Here is a 21,344-nt window from a genome sequence, read left to right as displayed (position 1 = left end):
AAGCTCATTATATTCGATGTTCGTCGAACATCAAACGGTGAAAGACGCCGCCTTCGCCTCTTCCGAGGGTTGGCGGCGCGCCAATCGGCTTATCGCCCTCATAGAGGATTTGCCAGACATGCCCACGCTTTTCGACCCTATCCGCCTTGGGAGCCTCGATCTCCCCAACCGCATCTTCATGGCGCCGCTGACCCGCGCGCGGGCGACGGAGGACCGTATCCCGACCCCGCTGATGCGCGACTACTATGTGCAGCGCGCTTCCGCCGGGCTCATCGTGACGGAAGCAACCGTCGTCACCGCAAAGGGGGTCGGCTACGAGCGCACCCCCGGCATCTGGTCCGACGCCCAGGTAGAAGGCTGGCGGATGATCACCGATGCCGTTCACGCGGCGGGTGGCCATATCGTCATGCAGCTTTGGCATTGCGGCCGGATCTCGGACCCGTCGCTGCTCGGCGGCGAACCGCCCGTGGCGCCTTCGGCGATCGCCGCGCAGGGCCATGTGAGCCTGTTGCGGCCCGAGCGCCCCTACCCGATGCCGCGGGCGCTGACGCTCGAAGAAATCCCCGGCATCGTCGCAGATTTCCGGAAGGGCGCCGAGAATGCGATGCGCGCCGGCTTCGACGGCGTGGAGATCCATGGCGCGAACGGCTACCTGCTCGACCAGTTCCTGCAGGATGCGAGCAACAAGCGGACAGATGACTATGGCGGCCCGGTGGAGAACCGTGCGCGGCTGATGTTCGAAGTGGTGGATGCCGCGATCTCGGTCTGGGGTGCCGAGCGCGTCGGCCTGCATCTGGCGCCGCGCGGCGACAGCCACAGCATGGGCGATAGCGACCTGCTCGGCACCTTCAGCCATGTCGCGCGTGAAGCCAAGAAGCGCAACCTCGCTTTCCTGTTCGCGCGCGAGCATGCCGCCCCGGATTCGATCGGCCAGGCGCTGAAGCGGGAATTCGGCGGCACCTACATCGCCAATGAGCGCTTCACGGTCGAACAGTCCGAGGAGGCGTTGGCCGAGGGTTGGGCGGACGCCATCGCCTTCGGCGTCAAGTTCATCGCCAACCCCGATCTGCCTGCGCGCCTCCGCGCGGGCGCGCCGCTCAACGAGCTTGATCGCACGACGATGTATGGCGGCGGCGCACGTGGCTATACTGACTACCCGGCGATGACCCCGGCGGAAGCGGCAGCGTAACCCCGCCGACACGCCTCACAGCATGCCGAGCAGACGTTCGGCATGCTCGGCGATCATCGCCTCCTCATTGGTCGGGATCACCCGTACCTCCACCGCGCTATCGGGCAGACTGACACGCTCAGCATTCTCAGCATTGGCGTGAGGATCGAGCCGAAGGCCGGTCCAGGAGAGGCGGGCGCAGATCTCGGCCCTGAGACCCACCGCATGTTCCCCGATGCCCGCGGTGAAGACGAGACCATCGAGCCCGCCAAGCACGCTGATGAGGGCGCCCGCTTCCCATACAAAGCGATAGACGAAGAGGTCGAGCGCCTGCCGCGCCTCCGGCACTTCGCTCGTCTGCAATGTCCGCACATCGCCACTGATGCCGGAGACCCCGAGTAGGCCCGACTTCTTGTAGAGCAGCTCTTCGATCTCCGCGAAGCTCATGCCTTGGCGCGCGAGATAGAGCAGCACACCCGGATCGATCACTCCTGAGCGCGTTGCCATGACAAGACCGTCGATCGGGCTGAAGCCCATGGTGGTCGCGACGCTCCGCCCCTCATGCATCGCGCAAAGGCTGGCGCCCGCGCCGAGATGTGCCACGATGATCCGCCCACCCGCCATATGGGCCGCCGTTCGCTTCAGGTGGCGTGCGATATATTCATAGGAGAGGCCGTGAAAGCCGTAGGCCCGCACGCCCTTCTCGGCGATCGCGCGCGGGATGGCGTAGGCGCGCGCGACGGCCGGAATCGTTTGATGAAAGGCGGTATCGAAGCAGGCAATCTGCGGCAGCTTCGGCCGTGCCGCGGCGATGGCGCGGATCGGCGCGATGTTGAGGGGCAGATGCAAGGGATCGAGCGGGGTCAGCGCCTCGATCCGCGCGACCACCGCCGCGTCAAGCTGGATCGGCGCGCCGAACTCTTCCCCGCCATGGACGATGCGGTGGCCGACAGCGAGTAGCGGCGCGCCGCCGAGATGCTGCTCGACAAAGCCGAGCAGTTCTTCGAGCACGTGGCTGTAGGAGGCGTTGTCCTCCGGCTTCCAGCGCCGTTCGATCAGCACCTCCCCCGCATCGTCCACCGCATGGAAATGCGGTACGCTAGCGAGGTTTTCGATCTCGCCGCGCAAGGACTGGTGCCGCCCGCGCCCGACATCGAAGAGGGCGAACTTGATGCTCGACGATCCCGCATTCAGCGTCAGGATGGAGCCTTGCCCGCTCACCGCGATACCTCCCGCCGCCCGCTCAGCGATGCCAGCGCCAGGAGGTGATCTCGGGCATATCGTCCCCATGCTCGCCGACATAGAGCTTATGCCGCTGGATCGTCGTCCAATAGCGATCCTCGGCGGCGGACACCTCGCCGACGAGACGCGGAATACGGCGGATCGCGTCAAGCGCCAACTGGAAGCGATCGAGATTGTTGATCACGACCATGTCGAACGGCGTCGTCGTCGTGCCTTCTTCCTTGAAGCCGCGCACGTGGATATTGCGGTGGTTGTGCCGCCGATAGGTCAGCTTGTGGATGAGCGCGGGGTAGCCGTGGAAAGCGAAGATCACCGGCTTATCCGCGGTGAAGAGCGCATCGAAAGCCGCATCCTCCAGACCGTGCGGATGCTCAGAGGTCGGCTGCAACACCATCAGATCGACGACATTGACGACCCGGATTTTGATACCCGGCACGTAATCGCGCAGCAGCGTCACGGCGGCGAGGGTTTCGACCGTCGGCACATCGCCCGCGCAGGCCATCACCACATCGGGCTCCCCCGCATCGCTCGCCCAATCCCAGATGCCGGCGCCCGCCGTGCAATGACGGATTGCCGCATCCATGTCGAGCCACTGCCACTCAGGCTGCTTCCCGGCAACGATGAGGTTGATGTAGTTGCGGCTATGCAGGCAGTGATGGGCGACGGAGAGCAGGCAATTCGCATCCGGCGGCAGGTAGATCCGCGCGACATCCGCCTTCTTATTGGCGACGAGATCCATGAAACCCGGATCCTGGTGCGAGAAGCCGTTATGGTCCTGCCGCCAGACATGAGAGGTGAGCAGGTAGTTGAGCGAGGCGATCGGCGCGCGCCAGGGGATATCCCGCGTCACCTTCAGCCACTTGGCATGCTGGTTCATCATCGAATCGATGATGTGGATGAAGGCTTCGTAGCAGCTGAAGAAGCCGTGCCGGCCGGTGAGCAGATAGCCTTCCAGCCAGCCCTGGCACATATGCTCGCTCAACACCTCCATCACGCGGCCATCGGCTGCGAGATCGGTATCATTGGGCTCGCGCGCGGCCATCCACAGCTTCTCGGACACTTCGTAAACCGCATCGAGCCGGTTGGATGCCGTCTCGTCCGGCCCGAACAGGCGGAAGTTCTGTCGCTCAAGGTTCTCCTTCATGACATCGCGCAGATAGCGGCCGAGCACGCGGGTTGCCTCCTCGCGGACCGCGCCCGGGGCCGGCACCGCGACCCCGTAGGCCGCGAAATCGGGCAGGGCCAGCGGCTTCATGATCTCGCCGCCATTGGCATGCGGATTATAGCCCATGCGGCGATGGCCGGTCGGCGCGAGGGCGGTGATCTCCTCGCGGATCTTGCCCTGCGCGTCGAACAGCTCTTCGGGCTTGTAGCTCCGCAGCCAGTCTTCGAGGATTTTGAGATGGGCGGGCTTGGCGAGATCGGTGATCGGCACTTGATGCGCGCGCCATGTGCCCTCAACGGGCTTGCCGTCCACCTCCTTCGGGCCGGTCCAGCCCTTTGGCGTGCGGAAGATGATCATCGGCCAGCGCGGCCGCTCGGGCGGGCCTTCGGCATCGGGCGCGCGGGCAGCGGCCTGGATTTCGCGGATGCGGGCGAGGATCCTGTCGAGCGTGGCGGCCAGCGCTTGATGCACCTCGTCCGGATCGCTGCCTTCGACGACATACGGCTCGTAGCCGTAGCCGCGCATGAGATCGGCGAGTTCCTCGCGGCTGATGCGGGCGAGGACGGTCGGGTTGGCGATCTTGTAGCCGTTGAGATGCAGGATGGGCAGCACCGCGCCATCGCGCGCCGGGTTGATAAACTTGTTCGAATGCCAGCTGGTGGCGAGCGCGCCGGTCTCGGCCTCGCCATCACCGACGACGCAGGCGACGATGAGATCGGGATTGTCGAAAGCCGCGCCATAGGCATGCGCGAGCGAATAGCCGAGCTCGCCGCCCTCATGGATCGAGCCCGGGGTCTCCGGCGCCACATGGCTCGGGATGCCGTAGGGCCAGGAGAATTGCCGGAACAGGCGATGCAGACCGCTCCGGCTGCGCTCGATCGCCGGATAACGCTCGGTATAGGAGCCTTCGAGATAGGTCTGCGCGACGAGGCCGGGGCCGCCATGGCCGGGCCCGGCGATGTAGATCATGCTCAGATCATGCTCTTTGATGAGCCGGTTGAGATGGACATAGAGCATGTTGAGCCCGGGCGTGGTGCCCCAATGGCCGAGCAGGCGCGGCTTGACGTGTTCGAGCTTCAGCGGCTCTTCGAGCAGCGGATTCTCCCGCAGGTAGATCTGCCCGACCGAGAGGTAGTTCGCGGCCCGCCAATAGGCGTCCATCTTGCGCAGCATGTCCGGTGAAAGCGGGGCATTTTCTGGGCGCGTGGCGGATGCTTCAGTCATCGGGACCCCCTCGGGTGCGGTGGCAGGGATGGCCGGGCGCGGCACCTGGGCCAGGCGGCGCGCCACGGCTTGCCGGGCGGGGGAGGATCGCACCTCCTGCCCGGCGGCATCTCTTGTCCTCGCAAATCAGGGGGCGCCGCGTTGATACAAGTCAACTGGCGACAATTGTCATCCGCCCGTCACCCGCAAGTGTCGGTGCGGTGATGGAGCTGCCGCCTCAACCTTCCCGCAGATGATCGATCAGGCGGCTACGAAGTTCGGGCGGCAAGGTCGCCTCCATGGCGGCATGCAGCCGGCGGAGGTTGCGGCGGCTCTCGTAAAGTTGATCGAGCAGCGATAGCACCACGGGCACCGCTCCCTCGTCGAGGCCCATATCCTCCCGCAGCTGCACGATGAGACGCACGCGGGCGACATCGATCTCACGAAAGCGATAGGCGCCCGGGCCGCCATCCGGCCGCACCCAGGCATTGGCGATCCAGCGCCGCAGATCCTCGGGATCGAGGCCGATGACGGCGGCGGTCATGCGTTCGATGGTGATCATGCGGCCTCCATCATGGCGCGGCGAGGATCCGGCGCGGGGGTGGTGGGATGATCACGCAAGGCGGCCTCCACCGCCGGGTCGATCCCGCCGAGGACGAGCGTCAGGGTCACGAACTGATCCCCCGCCGGCGCCCCGCCATGGGCGGCGACGCCACGGCCGCGCAGCCGCAGGCGCGTGCCGGCATCCGACCGCTTGGGGACCGCCATGGCGACGGGGCCCGATGGCGTCGGCACCGTAATGCGGGCGCCGAGCACCGCCTCTGCCACGGTGACGGGCACGGTGACGTGGATATCCCGCCCTTCGCGGCGGAAGAAGGGATGCGGGGCGACATGGATTTCGATCAGCGCATCGCCCGCCGCGCCACCATCCCGCCCAGGCCCGCCCTGGCCCTTGAGGCGCATGATCTGCCCCTCCTCGATCCCCGGCGGGATACGCACGTCAAGCCCTTTGCCATCGGGGAGCGCGAGCCGCTTGGTCGCCCCGCGCACGGCGTCGAGAAAATCGATCGTCAGCGTATAGGTCACGTCCCGCCCCTTGCGCGGCCCGCTCGCCCGGCCTTCCCGCGCCTGGCCGAAGAGATCGGAGAAGAGATCGCCCAGCTCCTCCTCGCTCATGCCGGGAGCCGCATGCTGGCGGTAGCGCTTCCCTTCTGCGCCATCGGCGTAGCGGCGATAGGCGGGATGCTCCGGCTGAGCCTCCGCGCCCGTCGCGTCGATCTCGCCGCGATCGTAGCGGCGACGCTTCTCAGCATCGCCCAGAATGTCATAGGCGGCGGCTACGGACTTGAACGTCTCCTCCGCCGCCCGGTTGCCGGGATTGAGATCGGGGTGATGCGTTTTGGCGAGCGCGCGATAGGCGCGCCTGATCTCATCGGCCGTCGCATCCCGCGCCACCCCAAGGGTGGCGTAGAGGTCGTTCTTCGCCATCATCCCGTCCTGGCTCAAGCAAGCGTGAGGTTATGTAGGTCGGACGATAGGGCGGTTGAAGGGGCGAGGCACGTCGCATCTTCCTGGCCTATGCGCAGGACAGAGGCGCAGATTTGCAGCGGTGCCGCGCGGTGGGAGACGATCAGCGCCCCCTGGCCGGTGCGGCGGAGGCGGGCGGCGAGGCGAGCCACCACCAGCGTCTCGGTCTCCCGGTCGAGCCCGGCCGTCGGCTCGTCCAGCAGCAGCCAGGGCGCGGGGCGCAGATAGGCCCGCGCCAGGGCCACACGCCGCCGCTCCCCGCCGGAGAGCTTGGCGCCATTCTCCCCGATCCAGGTATCGAGAGCCTGCGGCCAGGCCCGCACGCGCAGAGCGAGCCCGGCATCGGCAAGAGCGGACCAGAGCGCCTCTTCCGGCAGGGGCGCATCGGGGCTGGCGAGTTGCAGATTGTCGCGCAGCGTGCCGGAGAGCAGGGCCGCATCCTGCGGCGCCAAGGCAAAAGCCGCGCGCCGCGCCTGCAGGTCGATCATGCCGAGGGGCACGCCGTCGAGGCGGATCCCCGCCGCGGCACGATCCTCCCGCAGGCCGATCAGGGCTTCGAGCAGGCTAGTCTTGCCGCAGCCAGAGGGGCCGGCAAGGCCATAGGCGAGGCCCGGGCGCAGCGGCAGGGCGGAAAGCGGCAGATGCAGCGCCGGCCGCGGCCCGATCGTTTCCCGCCCGGCGGGTTCCGGCGCCGGCACGAGCGTGCCATCCAGCCGCCGCGCCGCCTCCGCCCAACTGCCGCGCGCCTCCAGCCCGCGCAGGTAAGCGGCCGCCCCATCCATCACCATCGCGGCACCGAGCGCGGCCATCGCCGCCCGCGGCAGTGCCCGCCCAGGGCTCAAACCCAGGGCGAGCATGGCGGCGAGGCTGGTGGCGCCCCCCAGCAGCAGGGCGAACCAGCCGCCCCAGGCGGTGAGCCGCGCCTGGGCGGCGAGCAGATCCTCCCCCGCACGGCCGATCTGCCCGGCCGCCCAGCCTTCCAGCCCATAAGCGCGAAGTTCTGCGGAAGCGGAGACGAGCCCGGCATAACGCTCCCGCAGCCGGGCATGGGCACGCTGCACCTCAGCGCCCGCCGCTTCGGAAGCCCGCGCCAGCCACCAGCCGGCGGCGAGTGTCAGCCCCAGAACCGCGGCGGTGGAGAGCGCGGGCGCGATCCCCGCCGGCAGGCACATCGCCATCCCCGCCAGGATGGCGGCAACCAGCCCCCAGGGCACGGAGAGGCGCACGAACCGCGCCTCCAGCGCATCGACATCCGAGACCATGCGGCTCGCCGCGTCGCCCACCGAAAGCCCGAGCGCGCGGGCCGGGGGGGCGGCGAGGATAGCGGCGAAAAGCGCCGGGCGGATGCGCGCGAGGGCGCGCAAGGCCGCCTCGTGCCCCACCACCCGCTCGCCATAGCGGCCGGCGGTGCGCAGGATGGCGAAGAGCCGGATGCAGGCGGCGGGGGTGAAGAAGTTGAAGCCATTGGCGACGAGCGGGCCGGCGAGCCCGGCGAGTGCCGCCGCCGCCAGGAACCAGCCGGACAGGCCGAGGAGCAGCACGGATGCGGCGCTGACGATGCCGGCGGCGAGGCCCGCGCAGAGCAGGCGGCCGCGCTCACGCTTGCGTTCCGCCGCGAGCAGTCGGCCGAGATGGGCGGTCATGCAGCCTCCAAGCGGATGACGCGATCGGCGATCGCCGCCAGCGCCGGGGAATGGGTGGCGATGAGCGTGGTGCGGCCCTGCGCCACCTCGGCGAGTGCGGCGATGATGGCGGCTTCCGACGCGGAATCGAGGTGCGCGGTCGGCTCATCCAGCAGAAGCAGCGACGGCGGGGCGAGAAACAGCCGCGCAAGCGCGATCCGCTGGCGTTCTCCACCGGAAAGACCGGCGCCGCGCTCATCGAGAGGGCTCGCCAACCCGCGCGCCCGACTGGCGAGCAGGGGGCCGAGCCCAGCCTTTTCCGCCGCCTGCAGAATTTCCACCGCCGCGGCCTCCGGGCGGGCAAGCGCGATGTTCTCGGCGATGGTGCCGGCGGTGATCAGCGGCGCCTGGCCCATCCAGCCGACTGCGCCCGCGAGGCCAGCCGAGGGCAGCGGCACCGCATCGACCATGATGCTCCCCGCGCTCGGCTGGGCGAGCCCGAGGAGGAGCGCGAGCAGGCTGGTCTTACCCGCGCCGCTCGGCCCAAGCAGAGCGACGGTCTCCCCTGGCGCTACGGCGAAGGACACCGGCCCGAGCGCCGCGCGATCCTCCCCCGGGTAGCGCAGTTCGACCGCTTCGAAGCGCAGAGCGGGCGCAGAGAGGAGCGGCGGCGCGGCAATCCGTTCCGGCGGGCTCATCGCTTCCAGGGCCATCAGCCCGTCCGCCGCGGTCTCGGCCGCCTGCCGGTCGTGATAGGCGGCGGCAAGCTTGCGCAGCGGGGCATAGAATTCCGGCGCGAGGGCGAGGATGAAGAAGGCCCGTGCGGCATCCAGATGGCCGAAGCCGAACGGGGTGAGGATGCGCGGCATGAGGCCGAGCAGGTTGAAGCCGGCATAGACGGCGATCACGGCAACCGCGAGGGCAGCGAAGAATTCGAGCCCGGCCGAGCTGATGAAGGCGATGCGGAGCACGCGCATGGTGCGCCGGCGCAGCGTATCGGCGGCCGCGGCGAGACCCGCGACCTCGGCCGCCTCGGCCTGGAAGGCGAGGATGAGGGGGAGGGCGCGCATGCGGTCCGCGAAGCGGGCGCCGAGCCGCAGCATGGCGATGAATTGCGCCTCCGCCTCATCGGCCGCGGCGCCGCCCGCCAGAATCATCAGCCCGAGGAAGGGCAGCAGCGTCGCCCCCAGGATGGCGGCGCCGATCGGGCTTGCGGCGGCGCTCGCCACCAGCACCAGGAGAATGCCGGCGACAGCGGCACGGGCCGGGAGAAAACGGGCGAGATAGCCGTCGAGCGTTTCCACCCGGTCGATCACCGCCGTCATCAGCGCGCCGGTCTCCGGCCGCAGGCCGAGCGGCAGGGCAAAGACGCGGCGGGTCAGCCGATCGCGCAACGCCGCCTTGGCGCAACGGGCGGCGGCCGCGCCGAGGCGGGCGCTGCCGAGCCCGGCGAGCCCACGCGCGAGACCACCTGCAAAGCCGAGCAGCAGCCAGGGCGCCGCGGCGGCGATCCCCCGCGGCAAAGCGGCGAGCCCGTAGGCAAGCCCCGCCGCGAAGCCGATGGCGCCCAGGCTTTCGACGGTGGCGACCGCACCCGCCAGCCGGCCGAGCCGGCCGGCATCCTTGCCAAGCCCGGCGAGCCAGCTGCGCCGCGCCGCCTTCGCCGCACCCAGGCGCGCCCGCCGGACCTCGGGCGGGAGATCGACGACATCGGCAACCTCGCCCGCAGAGATCAGAACCTCGCTCATGCGGCGGACCCTAAATTCTGCAGGCCCGCCTGCATTGACGCAGATCAAGGTGCGCCGGCGCCGCCACGTCTAACGGAAGCGAAACGCCGGCCGCCTCTCGCGCGCCGGCATCCTGCCCCCGCCGCCGCCGCGCGAGGCGATCGCGCAAGCAATCCGGAGCCCAAGATGGACCACAGCGTCGTTGACCTATCACGACTACAATTCGCCATCACCGCCCTTTATCACTTTATCTTCGTCCCGATGACGCTCGGCCTGACTTTCCTGCTCGCCGCGATGGAGACGGTCTATGTCATCACCGGCAAGCAGATCTACAAGGACATGACCCAGTTCTGGGGCAAGCTCTTTGGCATCAACTTCGCGATTGGCGTTGCGACCGGGCTGACCATGGAGTTCGAATTCGGCACCAACTGGTCGATGTATTCGCACTTCGTCGGCGATGTCTTCGGCGCGCCGCTCGCGATCGAAGGGCTGATGGCCTTCTTCATGGAATCGACCTTCGTCGGGCTGATGTTCTTCGGCTGGAACCGGCTGAGCAAACCCGCCCATCTCGCGGTGACATACCTCGTCGCGCTCGGCTCCAACCTCTCGGCGCTCTGGATTCTGATCGCCAACGGCTTCATGCAGGACCCGCACGGCGCGAGCTTCAACCCCGACACAATGCGGATGGAGTTCAACAATATCGCCGCGCTCATCTTCAGCGAGGATGCGCAGGCAAAATTCGTCCATACCACGATCGCGGGTTTTGTTACCGGCGCGATGTTCGTCATGGGGATCAGCGCCTACTACCTGCTGCGCCGCCAGCACCGCGAATTCGCCGCCCGCTCCTTCCGGATGGCGGCCCTCTTCGGCGTCATCTCATCCCTCGCCGTGGTGACGCTCGGCGACGCGCTCGGGCGGCTCGATTACCTTGTGCAGCCGACCAAGCTCGCCGCGATGGAAGGTATCTGGACGACGACCAAGCCGCCGGCCGCGCCCTGGGCGCTCTTCGCGATCCCGGACGATGTCGCGCAGAAGAACTACGCCGAGATCGGGCTGCCCTATGTGCTGACGCCGCTCGTCGCGCATTCGATCGACACGCCGATCCCCGGCATCCTCGACCTCGAACAACAGGCGAAGCAGAAGACGCTGAACGGCATCAAGGCGGTCTCGGCCCTGCAACAATATGCGGCGACCAAGAGCCCCGCCGCGCTCGCGATCTTCAAGCAGTACGAGAATGACATGGGCTACGGGTTCCTGGCCCAGCGCTATGCGCCGGGTCAGAGCCTCGCCAATCTGACGGCCGCGAACACCCCGGCCGTGCTGGACAAGGCCGCACGCGACAGCATTCCGAACGTCTTCGTGGAATTCTGGTCCTTCCGCCTGATGGTTGCTTGCGGCTTTCTCTTCGTCCTCATCTTCGCCTTCGGCGCCTATTACAGCCTGCGCAACGAACTGGAACGCCGCCCATGGGTTCTGCGCGCCTGCCTCTGGGCCATCCCGCTGCCGGTGCTGACCTGCGAATATGGCTGGATCGTCGCCGAGAACGGCCGCCAGCCCTGGACGGTCTATGGCTGGCTGCCGACCTTCCAATCGGCCTCCTCTCATACGGTCGGCTATATGGTGTTTTCGCTCATCGGCTTCGTGCTGCTCTACAGCATCTTCATCGCGGCCGAACTCTACCTCATGTTCAAGTTCGCCCGCCTCGGCCCGACGCCGCATGAGGCGACGGAGGCAAAGCCGCCGCGCACCGCCCCCGTCTTCGGCCAGCCCGGTTACGCCGATCGTTCCTGGCAGTAAGCATCCGCTCCCGAAAAGGACAGACAACAGATGGAACTTTACGCAATCCTCAAGCTGGTCTGGGCGCTGCTGCTCGGCATTCTCCTGATCGGCCTCGGGGTGATGGTGGGGATGGATATGGGCGTCGGCACGCTCTTGCGCTTCGTCGGCAAGACGGATGGCGAGCGCCGCACCGCACTCAACATCATCGGGCCGCATTGGGATGGCAACCAGGTGTGGTTCATTCTCGGCGGGGGCGCGATCTTCGCCGCCTTCCCGACCCTTTACGCCACGTCCTTCTCGATCTTCTACGTCGTCATGATCCTGCTTCTGTTCAGCATGATCATGCGGCCGGTGGCTTTCGAGTATCGCTCCAAGGCAGGCGGCGCGTGGCGCACCACCTGGGACTGGGCTTTCCTCATCTCGGGCGCGGTGCCGATGATCGTCTATGGCGCGGCCTTCGGCAACGTGCTGCAGGGGGTGGGCTTCCATTTCGATTGGGATGGCCAATACCATCAGGATGAGAGCTTCATCTGGTATCTCCTCAACCCCTTCGCGCTGCTCTGCGGGGTGCTCTCTCTCGCGCTCTCGATCCAGCAGGGGGGCGCGATGCTCATGATCCGCGGCGAGGAGCCGATCTACGGCCGGGCGCGGGCCATCGCTTCCGCCGCCGGCCTGATCGCGACCGCGCTCTTCGTGCTCGGCGGCATCTGGATCCAGTTCATCCGCGGCTTCGTCTATACCGGCGCGGTCGATCCGAATATGGCGGCGACCCCGCTCGGCGGCACCGCCGTCGTCATGAAGGCCGGCGCCTGGATGGGGAATTTCCAGACCTACCCGCTGCTCTGGCTGATCCCGGCCCTCGGCCTCGCCGGCATGTTCCTCGCCGCGGTGGCGCTGCGGGGCAATCGGCCGGTGCTCGGCTGGTGGCTCGGGGCGTCCGGCTGGGCGGGCACCATCGGCACCGCCGGCGTCGCCATGTTCCCCTTCCTGATGCCTTCCAGCAGCGAGCCGAGCCAGAGCCTGACGGTGTGGAACGCGTCGAGCAGCGCTTATACCCTCGGCTGGATGGTCGTCTTCGCCGCGATCTTCGTGCCGATCATCCTCGCCTATACCTCCTGGGCCTTCCACGTGATGGGCGGCAAGGTGAAGGTGGAGAGCGTGGCGCATGACGAGCATTCCTACTGACACGGCGCCCCTGCCCTCTCAAGGAACCCATAACATGAGCCGTTTGCTCCAGATCGCTGCCCTCGCCGTGGTTCTCGCCTTCGCGCTGCTCTTCGCCGTGGTGGCGGGGGACTACGCACCCTGGTACTTCGCCTGGATGGTGGGCACCGTCATGATCGTACTGATCGCCGCGGCCGGCGCCGTGATGTTCGAAACCCAGGAAGCTGAGCGCGCCCGCCGGGGCGACGCGCGGTTCTAAGGAGACTGCCGATGATGGCCGACAAGCTCGAAGGGATCATTCTCCTGATCCCGCTCGTCTATCTGCTGCTCTATGTCATCGCCTGGCGGATGGTGCGGCGCAAATTCCCCTGAAGGAGAGTTTGCGCATGGAACGAGGCCCGCGCCGGCTGCCGCCGGCACGGGCCTTCTTTCCATCTGCGCCACACGCCGCCTGCTAGAGGGCGCGCTCGCGCCACTCCCGCAGCAGAACGAGACCCGCCGCGCGATGACCTGCTCGGCATAGCTGATCCGCCGCCTCCGTGTCGCAGGGAGGCAGCAACGCGCGGATGACGGCGCATCCAAGCGCCCGCGCCTGCCGCTCCAAGCCTTCGGCCAGCGCAGCCCGCACGGAAGCCGGATCGAGCAGATCGAGCGCCACGAAATGCTCCGCGGTCAACAGCGTGCCGAACCTCAATTCGGTATCGACGCGGTAACAGACGGCGCCGCATGGCAGCCGATGACCGAGCCTTCGTGCCACCAGGATGCCGTGGCGCGGCTGGGCGGCTGCGGTGAGGCTGCGGCGGGCATAGGCGCGCCAGCGGGGCCAGGTCAAAAGCCGGTCGTCCGCCTGCATCAGGGGAAAGAGCGGGCGGAGATCCCCCGCCCGCAAAGGCTGTACCATCACCTCATGCGGCATCTGCTGCTTCATGGAGGCCAAACCTAATCCGCGGCCCAAGCGGCGTTTTGACCTGGATCAAGAGCCGTGACGTTTACCGATTGCTCCCCAGCGAAACCGCCGGGCTGCGGTTTCTTCTTCTGAGCGCGCACGCGGCCTATAACGGAATTTGTCTCCTCATCCACAGGGCCGGGATGGATTTTATGAATAGCCTGCGCTCCCTCCGAATCCTCAGGCCTTCGGCGCCTGAACCCTGCACCGCATGCCAGGCGCGCGGCTATAGCGTCTGCAATGCGATCGAGGACAAGGATCTCGCGCGGCTCGCCGCGGTTGCGGCCGTGCGCTCACTGCCCAAGGGCGAAACCTTCATCGCGGAAGGCGAGCCCGCGACGGATTTCTTCAACATCACCCGCGGCACCGTGAAGCTCTTCAAGCTCCTCGCCGATGGCCGCCAGCAAGTAACGGGCTTCGCCGGGCCCGGTCATTTTCTCGGCCTTGCCGTCTCCCGCACCTATGCCTTCAGCGCCGAAACGATCGAGCCAACCCGCATATGCCGCTTTTCCCGCCCCAGGCTACGCGAACTGCTGCATGATTTTCCCGCGCTGGAGCAGCGTCTTCTGGAGACCGCCTGCAACGAATTGGCGAGCGCGCAGGAGCAGATGCTGCTGCTCGGCCGCAAGACAGCGCAGGAGCGGGTGGCAAGCTTCATCCTCGCGCGGCATCAGGCGACGCTTCCCTGCACGACGGAGGACGCCGTCATTCCACTGCCGATGACGCGCGGGGAGATCGCCGATTACCTCGGCCTGACCATCGAAACCGTGAGCCGCACCCTGAGCCGCTTCAAGAAGGAAAAGCGCATCGCCCTGCCTTCGAACAGCGCGCTCGTGCTGCTCGACCGGCCTTGGCTCGAAAGCCTGGCCGCCGGGCGGGACTGAACCCGGGGCTCGCCGATGCGCCCAGAAAAAGACAGGTCGCAGACGGCAGAACAGGCGTATGAAGCATCTAATCTGATGCTTGGAACATCACTCCCGATGCTTCATCCTGTTGCCTACATGGCCCGCGGCAAGGCCCGATGATCACCGCAGCCCAAATGCGTGCCGCGCGCGCCCTGCTCGGCATCGACCAGCGGGAGCTTGCCGAGCGCTCCGGCCTTTCCCTGCCCACCATCCAGCGGATGGAGGCGAGTGACGGCCTTATCCGAGGCAATGTCGATTCGCTGATGAAACTGATCACCGGGCTGGAGGAGGCGGGCGTCATGCTCATCGGTGATGGCGCGGAGAGCCGGCCGGCGGGGCGCGGCGTGCGCCTCAAGGCCCTGGGCTGAGCGCGCGGCAGCGGACCCCCCCATTATGCCCGACATGGCCGCGATCGCCCTCCTTCTCCTATCCGGCTTCTTCGCCTGCGCCATCCTCGCTCTCGTACTGCCGACAAGGGTGGCGCATGGCGCGATCTACGGCGCGAGCCTCGGCCTCTCGCTGGCTCTCCTGCTGCTCGGCGGCCATGCGATCGGCGCCCCACCATCGGTGCTGCGGCTGCCGATCGGGCTTCCGGGGTTCGGCAGCAGTTTCCGGCTCGATGCGCTCGCCGCCGCTTTCCTCGCCCTGCTCGGCCTGGGGGGCGCCGGGGCGAGCCTTTTCGGCCTCGGCTACGGGCGCCATAGCGCCGCGGCCGGGCGCGTTCTGCCTGCTTTCCCGGCCTTCCTCGGGGCGATGGGCCTCGTGCTGCTGGCGGCTGACATCTACAGCTTTCTCTTCGCTTGGGAGGCGATGTCCCTCGCCTCCTGGGCGCTCGTCATGTCCGATCACGAGGCGACGGAGACCGCGCCTGCGGGCTTCCTCTACCTGCTGATGGCGAGCGGCGGCACGCTCGCCCTCATGCTGGGCCTCGGCCTGCTCGCGGCCAGCGCCGGCAGCCCGGCCTTTGCCGTGATTGCTGGACACCGCGTGCCGCCGCCGGTGATAGCCGCGGCGCTCATCCTTGCGCTCCTGGGCGCCGGCTCCAAGGCCGGGCTGGTGCCTTTGCACGCCTGGCTGCCGCTCGCCCACCCGGCGGCGCCGAGCCATGCTTCCGCGCTGATGAGCGGGGTGATGACGAAGATCGCGCTTTATGCGCTGATCCGCATAACCTTCGATCTGCTGGGGCCGCCCGCCTGGTGGTGGGGTGTGCCGCTGCTCATCCTCGGCGGCCTCACCGCCGTCATGGGCGTGCTCTACGCCCTGATGGAGACCGATCTGAAGCGCGTGCTCGCCTGCAGCACGATCGAGAATATCGGCTTCATCCTCGTCGCCATCGGCCTCGCCCTGGCCTTCAAGGCCGCCGCGCTGAGCGGTGCCGCGGCCCTCGCGCTGACCGCCGCGCTGTTTCACGCCGTCAACCACATGCTGTTCAAAAGCACGCTCTTCTTCGCGGCGGGGGCGGCGGCCGAAGCGACCGGCACGCGCGATCTGGAGCGGCTGGGCGGCCTCATCCACCGCATGCCGCGCACCGCCCTCGCCTTCCTCGTCGCCAGCCTCGGCATCGCCGCCTTGCCGCCGCTCAACGGCTTCGTCTCGGAATGGCTGATCTTCCAGAGCATTCTGCTAAGCCCGCATCTCGGCGGCATGGGCATGCGGTTTCTCGTGCCGGCGGTGGGGGTGCTTCTGGCTCTGGCCGCGGCCCTGGCCGCCGCCTGCTTCCTGCGCGCCTTCGGCATCGGCTTCCTTGGCCAGCCGCGCAGCTCGGACGCGGCCTCCGCCCGCGAGGCAGATGGCTGCTCCACCAGCGCGATGCTGGCCGGGGCCGCGCTGTGCCTCATCCTCGGCCTCTTTCCGGGTGTGCTGATCGATGCGTTGCGCCCGGTCTCCGCCGCGCTCGTCGGCGGCGTCATGCCCGCGCAAGGTAGCAATGCCTGGCTCTCGATCGAGCCGATTTCCGCGAGCCGCAGTTCCTATAACGGCCTCGTCATCGCGATCTTCCTCGCCGCCTCCGGCAGCCTGACGGCGGGGCTCATCCACCGCTTCGCCTCCCGCGCGCTGCGGCGGGCGCCTGCCTGGAGCTGCGGCCTGCCAGCGGGCGGGCCAGAGACGCAGTATTCCGCGACCGGCTTCGCCGAACCGCTGCGCCGGGTCTTCGCGACCCTGCTCTTCGCCGATCGCGCCACGGTGCGCCTGCCGCCGCCGGGCAGCACCGCACCGGCGCAGTTCCTCCGCCAGAGCGCCGATCCTGCCTGGCGGTATCTCTACACGCCGCTGGGCAGCCTGGTGCAGAGGCTGGCCGTGCGCTGCAACCAGCTGCAATTCCTCACCATCCGCAGCTATCTCAGCCTGGTCTTCGCGACCCTGCTGCTGCTGCTGATCCTGCTCGCGGTGCGCGGATGAGCGCGCTCCTCGCCCCTTGGCCAGCGGCGTTGCTCGCCCAGCTCTGCCAAATGACGCTGGTAGTGCTGATCGCCCCCGGGGTGACGGGGTTGATCCGCCGCCTGAAGGCGCGGCTGCAGCGCCGCCAGGGCGCCCCGATCCTGCAGCCCTACCGCGATCTCCGCCGCCTTCTCGGCAAAGAGGCGGTGGTGGGGGAGACCACGTCCTGGCTCACCCGCGCCGCCCCCTATGCCGTGTTCTCCGCGACCTGGGTGGCGGCTGCCCTGGTGCCAACCTTCCGCACGCAACTGCTCTTCAGCTGGTCGGGCGATCTCATCGCGATCGTCGCCCTCCTCGGCCTCGCGCGCTTCTTCCAGGCCGCGGCGGCGATGGATAGCGGCGGCGCCTTCGGCGGCATCGGAGCGAGCCGCGAGGTGATGATCGCGTCCCTCGCGGAACCAGCCATGCTCATGGTGGTCTTCACCCTCTCGCTCATTGCCGGCACCACCCAGCTCTCGACCATGGCGCATGTGATGCGCGACCTCGCCGGGCTGAGGCTTTCGATCGCCATGGCGCTGCTCGCCCTCATCATCGTTGCACTGGCCGAGAATACCCGCATCCCGGTGGACAATCCGGCGACGCATCTCGAACTCACGATGGTGCACGAGGCGATGCTGCTCGACTATTCCGGCCGGCATCTCGCCATGCTGGAACTCGCGGCCTCGCTCCGCATGGTGCTCTATATCTCGCTCATCGGCTGCATCTTCGCCCCCTTCGGCCTGGCCAGCGCCCCTGGTTTCACGGGCGGCCTGGTGGCGCTCGCCGCCTACCTGGGCAAACTCGCCGCCGCCTGTCTTCTGCTCGCGGTTTTCGAAATGGCGACCGCGAAGATGCGGCTGTTCCGAGTGCCCAATTTCCTCGGCATCGCGCTCATGCTCGGCCTGCTCGGCACGCTCCTGCTGTTCATTTCGGGTGAGATGTGATGCACTCACTGCCGCTCGACATCGCGCATATGCTGGCCGGCGGGCTCGTGCTCGTCAGCTTCGCGATGCTCTATCAGAACCGCCTGCCCCCGCTGATCTCCTCGCTCTCCCTGCAATCCCTGCTGCTCGGCCTCGCCGTCGGCTGGCAGGCACATATCCAGAAAGCGCCCGAGCTTTACGTGACAGCGGCACTCGCCATCGGCCTCAAATGCGTGCTCATCCCGATCGCCCTGCAGCGGATGGTACGTATCATGGGCATCCACCGCGAGATCGAGGGGGTGATCGGCACGGGCCTCACCATGCTGCTCGGCATCGGGCTCGTGGCGCTGGCGATGGATCTCATGCTGCGTGCGACGGCGGGCGCGAACCCGCTGGTGCGCGAGGATGTCGCCCTTGCACTGGCGACCGTGCTGCTCGGCCTCCTGATGATGGTGATGCGGCGGAATGCGGTGAGCCAGGTGGTCGGCTTCATGTCGCTCGAAAACGGCCTCGTTCTCGCCGGCACCGGCGCGCATGGCATGCCGCTGATCGTGGAGATCAGCATCGCCTTCTCCGTGCTCATCGCCTTCATCGTCATCGGCATCTATCTCTTTCGCATCCGCGAGCGTTTCGACAGCGTGGACCTCGAGACACTCGACCATTACCGGGGCGAGCATCCGTGAGCGGTTACGCACTCACGGGCATTCCCGCCCTGCTCGCCATCCCCCTTGGCGCCGCCATTCTCCTGGCACTCACGCCCGATATCCGCCGCGCCCGCGCGCTCAACATCGCGGCGAGCGCGCTCGGCCTGCTCTGCGCCCTTGGCCTCATCCCCCGCGCGGGCGAAACCTCGGTGCTCTTCCTCACCGATCGTCTCAACATCGTCTTTCTCATCCTCAACGCCTTCGTCGGTCTCACGAGCAGCGTCTTCAGCGCCGGCTATATCGGGCATGAGGTGGCGACGGGGCGGCTCAACCGGCCGGCGCTGCGGCTCTATCATGCGATGTTCCAGCTGATGCTCTTCGCCATGAACCTGGCACTCGCGGCCAATAATATCGGCCTCATCTGGGTGGCGGTCGAACTCGCGACGCTTTCAACCGTCATGATGGTCGGCATCTACCGGACGCATGAGGCCCTGGAGGCGGCGTGGAAATATTTCATCCTCGGCAGCCTCGGGATCGGGCTCGCGCTCTTCGGCACCATCCTTGTCTATCTCGCCGCGAGCGAGGCGCTGGGTGAAGGGCTGGCGGCGATGGAATGGAGCCGGCTCGCCGCCTCGGCACGGCTGCTCGACCCGCGATTGCTGAGCATCGCCTTCGCCTTTCTGCTTGTCGGTTACGGCACCAAATGCGGCCTCGTGCCGATGCACGCCTGGCTGCCGGATGCCCATGCCGAGGGCCCGACACCGGTCTCCGCCGTGCTGTCGGGCCTGCTCCTCAATGTCGCGCTCTATGCCCTGCTACGCTTCAAGATGATCCTCGCGGCGCGCCCAGGCGCCATTCCCCCGGCACCGCTGATGATCCTCTTCGGCCTCGGCTCCGTCCTCTTCGCGGCGCTGATGCTTTACCGGCGGGGGGACATCAAGCGGCTCTTCGCCTATTCCTCGATCGAGCAGATGGGCCTCATCACCTTCGCCTTCGGCATGGGCGGCCCGATCGCCAACCTCGCCGGCATCTTGCAGATGATCCTGCACAGCCTCGTCAAATCCGCGATCTTCTTCTCCGTCGGGCAGATCGTGCAATCCCGCGGGACGCAGAAGATCGCCGAGATCCGCGGGCTGACGGCGAGCCATCCGCTGCTCGGCTGGATGCTGGTGGCCGGGGTTATCGCGATCGCCGGGCTACCGCCCTTCGGCATCTTCACCAGCGAGTTTCTGTTGCTGACCTCAAGCTTCGCGCGCGCACCTCTGCTGGCGTTGAGTGCGGCGGGGGGCCTGCTGCTCGCCTTCGGGGCGCTGCTCTGGCGCATGCAGGGCATGGCTTTCGGCCGGCCGCATGGCAGCGCGGAGCCGGTGCGGGCGAGCTACCTGCCGGCGGCCGCCCACCTCGCCATCGCGCTGGCGCTCGGCCTCATCCTGCCCGGCGCAATGTTGGGCTGGCTGCAAGCAATCGCCGAGCGGCTGGGATGAGCCTCACGACGCAAGCGGCATGGGAAGAGGCGGCCCGTGCGCTCGGCGCCGGCCAGGGCAGCCTCGTGGCCCTCTGGGGAGAGGCTGATCGTGTGCATATGGTGCTGCTCGGCGAAGGCCGCCAAGCAGGGCCAGGCGCGGAAGGGGCGGCGCTGCGCCATCTCACCCTGCCCTGCCCGCAGCGCCGCTACCCCGCCGTCAGCCGCCACCATTCCCCCGCTCTCCGGCTGGAACGCGCGATCGCCGATCTCCACGGCCTGACGCCCGATGGCCTTCCCGATCCGCGCCCCTGGCTCGACCACGGCCGGCCCTATGACTTTCTGCCGGTCGAGGGGGAGCATCTGCATGTCGTCCCGGTCGGGCCCGTGCATGCCGGGATCATCGAACCCGGGCATTTCCGCTTCACCTTGTGCGGGGAAACCGTGGTACGGCTGGAAGCACGGCTGGGCTACGCGCATCGGGGGGTGGAGGCGCTGTTCCACGGTGCGAGCCTCGCCCAGGGTGCGAGGCTCGCCGGGCGCATCTCGGGCGATTCGACCGTCGGCTATGCCATCGCCTTCGCCCAGGCGGCGGAAGCAGCACTCGGCCAGCCCGCCCCGCCGCGCGCCCTCTTCCTCCGCGGCTTGATGGCGGAATGGGAGCGCATCGCCAATCATCTCGGCGATATCGGCGCCATCTGCAACGATGCGGCTTTCCCGATCATGCTCGCCCATTGCGCCACGCTGCGCGAGCGGATGCTCCGCGCCGCCGAAGGCGCCTTCGGCCACCGGCTGATGATGGATGCCGTCATCCCGGGCGGGGTCTCGCATGATCCGGACGCGGCGGCGCTGGCCGGCCTCCTCGCCACTGCGCGGGAATGCGAGGCGCGGTTCCGCCCGCTCGTCGCCCTCTACGAGAAAACCGCCTCCCTGCTGGATCGGACGATCGGCACCGGCATCCTCACCCCTGCCCTTGCCGCCGGCTTCGGCGCCGGGGGCTATGTCGGCCGCGCTTCGGGCCGCAGCTTCGATGCCCGGCGAGATCGCCCCTATCCGCCCTATGACCGGCTGAGCTTCACCGTGCCGGTCTTGCAACAGGGCGACGTGCATGCCCGGCTCTGGTTGCGGGTGCTGGAGATCGCGCAATCCTTTCGGCTGATCGAGCAGATCGCGGCCCATCTGCCCGAGGGCCCAGCCCATCGGCCGCTGCCAGAAATGCCCGGCGCGGGCGAAGGCGAGGGATCGGCCCTGGTCGAAGGTTTCAGAGGCGATATATTCCTGTGGCTGAGGCTCGGCCGAGACGGACGCATCGCGCGCTGCCACGCGCGCGATCCTTCCTGGTTCCAGTGGCCGCTGCTCGAATCCGCGATCCTCGGCAATATCCTGGCCGATTTCCCCCTCTGCAACAAATCCTTCAACTGCTCCTATGCGGGCGTGGATCTCTGAGGA

At 67.8% G+C, this 21,344-nt stretch carries 18 protein-coding genes; 11 read left to right on the top strand and 7 right to left on the bottom strand.

The window, feature by feature from the left end; all coding sequences use genetic code 11:
• Positions 1-118 precede the first annotated feature (118 nt).
• Complete coding sequence (locus ACYQ7X_RS03800) at positions 119-1,189, top strand: alkene reductase (RefSeq protein WP_459695506.1); 1,071 nt, start codon at positions 119-121, stop codon at positions 1,187-1,189.
• A 15-nt stretch (positions 1,190-1,204) separates the two neighbouring features.
• Here ACYQ7X_RS03800 and ACYQ7X_RS03795 read toward each other — a convergent pair whose 3' ends face one another.
• The 6 genes from ACYQ7X_RS03795 to cydD all read right to left on the bottom strand — a co-directional run bounded on the left by ACYQ7X_RS03795 (position 1,205) and on the right by cydD (position 9,675).
• On the bottom strand, positions 1,205-2,389 hold the full coding sequence (locus ACYQ7X_RS03795) for an acetate/propionate family kinase (RefSeq protein WP_459695505.1): 1,185 nt from the start codon (positions 2,387-2,389) through the stop codon (positions 1,205-1,207).
• A gap of 22 nt (positions 2,390-2,411) precedes the next feature.
• Entirely contained in the window at positions 2,412-4,799 is a 2,388-nt protein-coding gene (locus ACYQ7X_RS03790) for a phosphoketolase family protein (RefSeq protein WP_459695504.1), read from the bottom strand.
• Between the two features lie 217 nt (positions 4,800-5,016).
• On the bottom strand, positions 5,017-5,340 hold the full coding sequence (locus ACYQ7X_RS03785) for a chaperone modulator CbpM (protein WP_459695503.1): 324 nt from the start codon (positions 5,338-5,340) through the stop codon (positions 5,017-5,019).
• Positions 5,337-6,266, bottom strand: a complete 930-nt coding sequence (locus tag ACYQ7X_RS03780; protein WP_459695501.1) for a DnaJ C-terminal domain-containing protein — start codon at positions 6,264-6,266, stop codon at positions 5,337-5,339. Before ACYQ7X_RS03780 ends, ACYQ7X_RS03785 begins: the two co-directional genes overlap by 4 nt.
• Before the next feature lie 14 nt (positions 6,267-6,280).
• The gene (locus ACYQ7X_RS03775) at positions 6,281-7,948 is read right to left on the bottom strand and encodes an amino acid ABC transporter ATP-binding/permease protein (RefSeq protein ID WP_459695500.1); all 1,668 of its coding nucleotides are present in this window, start codon (positions 7,946-7,948) and stop codon (positions 6,281-6,283) included.
• Entirely contained in the window at positions 7,945-9,675 is a 1,731-nt protein-coding gene (gene cydD / locus ACYQ7X_RS03770; protein ID WP_459695499.1) for a thiol reductant ABC exporter subunit CydD, read from the bottom strand. The genes ACYQ7X_RS03775 and cydD overlap by 4 nt, the downstream gene beginning before the upstream one ends.
• A 165-nt stretch (positions 9,676-9,840) precedes the next feature.
• Between cydD and ACYQ7X_RS03765 the strand changes: the two genes are divergently transcribed.
• From ACYQ7X_RS03765 to ACYQ7X_RS03755, 3 genes are read left to right on the top strand one after another with little or no spacing between them, the layout of a single operon-like run.
• Positions 9,841-11,451, top strand: a complete 1,611-nt coding sequence (locus ACYQ7X_RS03765) for a cytochrome ubiquinol oxidase subunit I (RefSeq protein WP_459695498.1) — start codon at positions 9,841-9,843, stop codon at positions 11,449-11,451.
• 30 nt (positions 11,452-11,481) lie between these two features.
• On the top strand, positions 11,482-12,618 hold the full coding sequence (gene cydB / locus ACYQ7X_RS03760; protein ID WP_459695497.1) for a cytochrome d ubiquinol oxidase subunit II: 1,137 nt from the start codon (positions 11,482-11,484) through the stop codon (positions 12,616-12,618).
• Between the two features lie 34 nt (positions 12,619-12,652).
• On the top strand, positions 12,653-12,856 hold the full coding sequence (locus tag ACYQ7X_RS03755; protein WP_459695496.1) for a hypothetical protein: 204 nt from the start codon (positions 12,653-12,655) through the stop codon (positions 12,854-12,856).
• Positions 12,857-13,051: 195 nt separating this feature from the next.
• Here the strand turns inward: ACYQ7X_RS03755 and ACYQ7X_RS03750 are convergent, their stop codons facing one another.
• Positions 13,052-13,525, bottom strand: coding sequence for a hypothetical protein (locus tag ACYQ7X_RS03750; protein ID WP_459695495.1), 474 nt, complete (start codon positions 13,523-13,525; stop codon positions 13,052-13,054).
• A gap of 170 nt (positions 13,526-13,695) precedes the next feature.
• Between ACYQ7X_RS03750 and ACYQ7X_RS03745 the strand changes: the two genes are divergently transcribed.
• The 7 genes from ACYQ7X_RS03745 (at position 13,696) to ACYQ7X_RS03715 (ending at position 21,341) form a co-directional block, all read left to right on the top strand.
• Positions 13,696-14,427 carry a Crp/Fnr family transcriptional regulator gene (locus tag ACYQ7X_RS03745; protein WP_459695494.1) on the top strand — a complete coding sequence of 244 codons (732 nt, stop codon included), beginning with the start codon at positions 13,696-13,698 and terminating at the stop codon, positions 14,425-14,427.
• Between the two features lie 155 nt (positions 14,428-14,582).
• Positions 14,583-14,816 carry a helix-turn-helix domain-containing protein gene (locus ACYQ7X_RS03740; RefSeq protein ID WP_459695493.1) on the top strand — a complete coding sequence of 78 codons (234 nt, stop codon included), beginning with the start codon at positions 14,583-14,585 and terminating at the stop codon, positions 14,814-14,816.
• A gap of 25 nt (positions 14,817-14,841) precedes the next feature.
• Complete coding sequence (hyfB, locus tag ACYQ7X_RS03735; RefSeq protein WP_459695492.1) at positions 14,842-16,848, top strand: hydrogenase 4 subunit B; 2,007 nt, start codon at positions 14,842-14,844, stop codon at positions 16,846-16,848.
• A complete protein-coding gene (locus tag ACYQ7X_RS03730) occupies positions 16,845-17,810 on the top strand; it encodes a respiratory chain complex I subunit 1 family protein (protein WP_459695491.1) in 966 nt (321 codons plus the stop codon). The genes hyfB and ACYQ7X_RS03730 overlap by 4 nt, the downstream gene beginning before the upstream one ends.
• Positions 17,810-18,472: a hydrogenase-4 component E gene (locus ACYQ7X_RS03725; RefSeq protein WP_459695490.1), complete on the top strand. Its 663-nt coding sequence runs from the start codon at positions 17,810-17,812 to the stop codon at positions 18,470-18,472. The genes ACYQ7X_RS03730 and ACYQ7X_RS03725 overlap by 1 nt, the downstream gene beginning before the upstream one ends.
• Positions 18,469-19,917 (top strand): hydrogenase 4 subunit F, encoded by a 1,449-nt coding sequence (locus tag ACYQ7X_RS03720; RefSeq protein WP_459695489.1) that lies wholly within the window; start codon positions 18,469-18,471, stop codon positions 19,915-19,917. The genes ACYQ7X_RS03725 and ACYQ7X_RS03720 overlap by 4 nt, the downstream gene beginning before the upstream one ends.
• Positions 19,914-21,341, top strand: coding sequence for a hydrogenase large subunit (locus ACYQ7X_RS03715; protein ID WP_459695488.1), 1,428 nt, complete (start codon positions 19,914-19,916; stop codon positions 21,339-21,341). The genes ACYQ7X_RS03720 and ACYQ7X_RS03715 overlap by 4 nt, the downstream gene beginning before the upstream one ends.
• Positions 21,342-21,344: the final 3 nt, after the last annotated feature.

It is taken from the genome of Acidisoma sp. C75 (genome assembly GCF_054665095.1).
The sequence above is the reverse complement of the archived record's forward strand: the minus strand, read 5'-3'. Positions and strand labels throughout refer to the sequence as shown.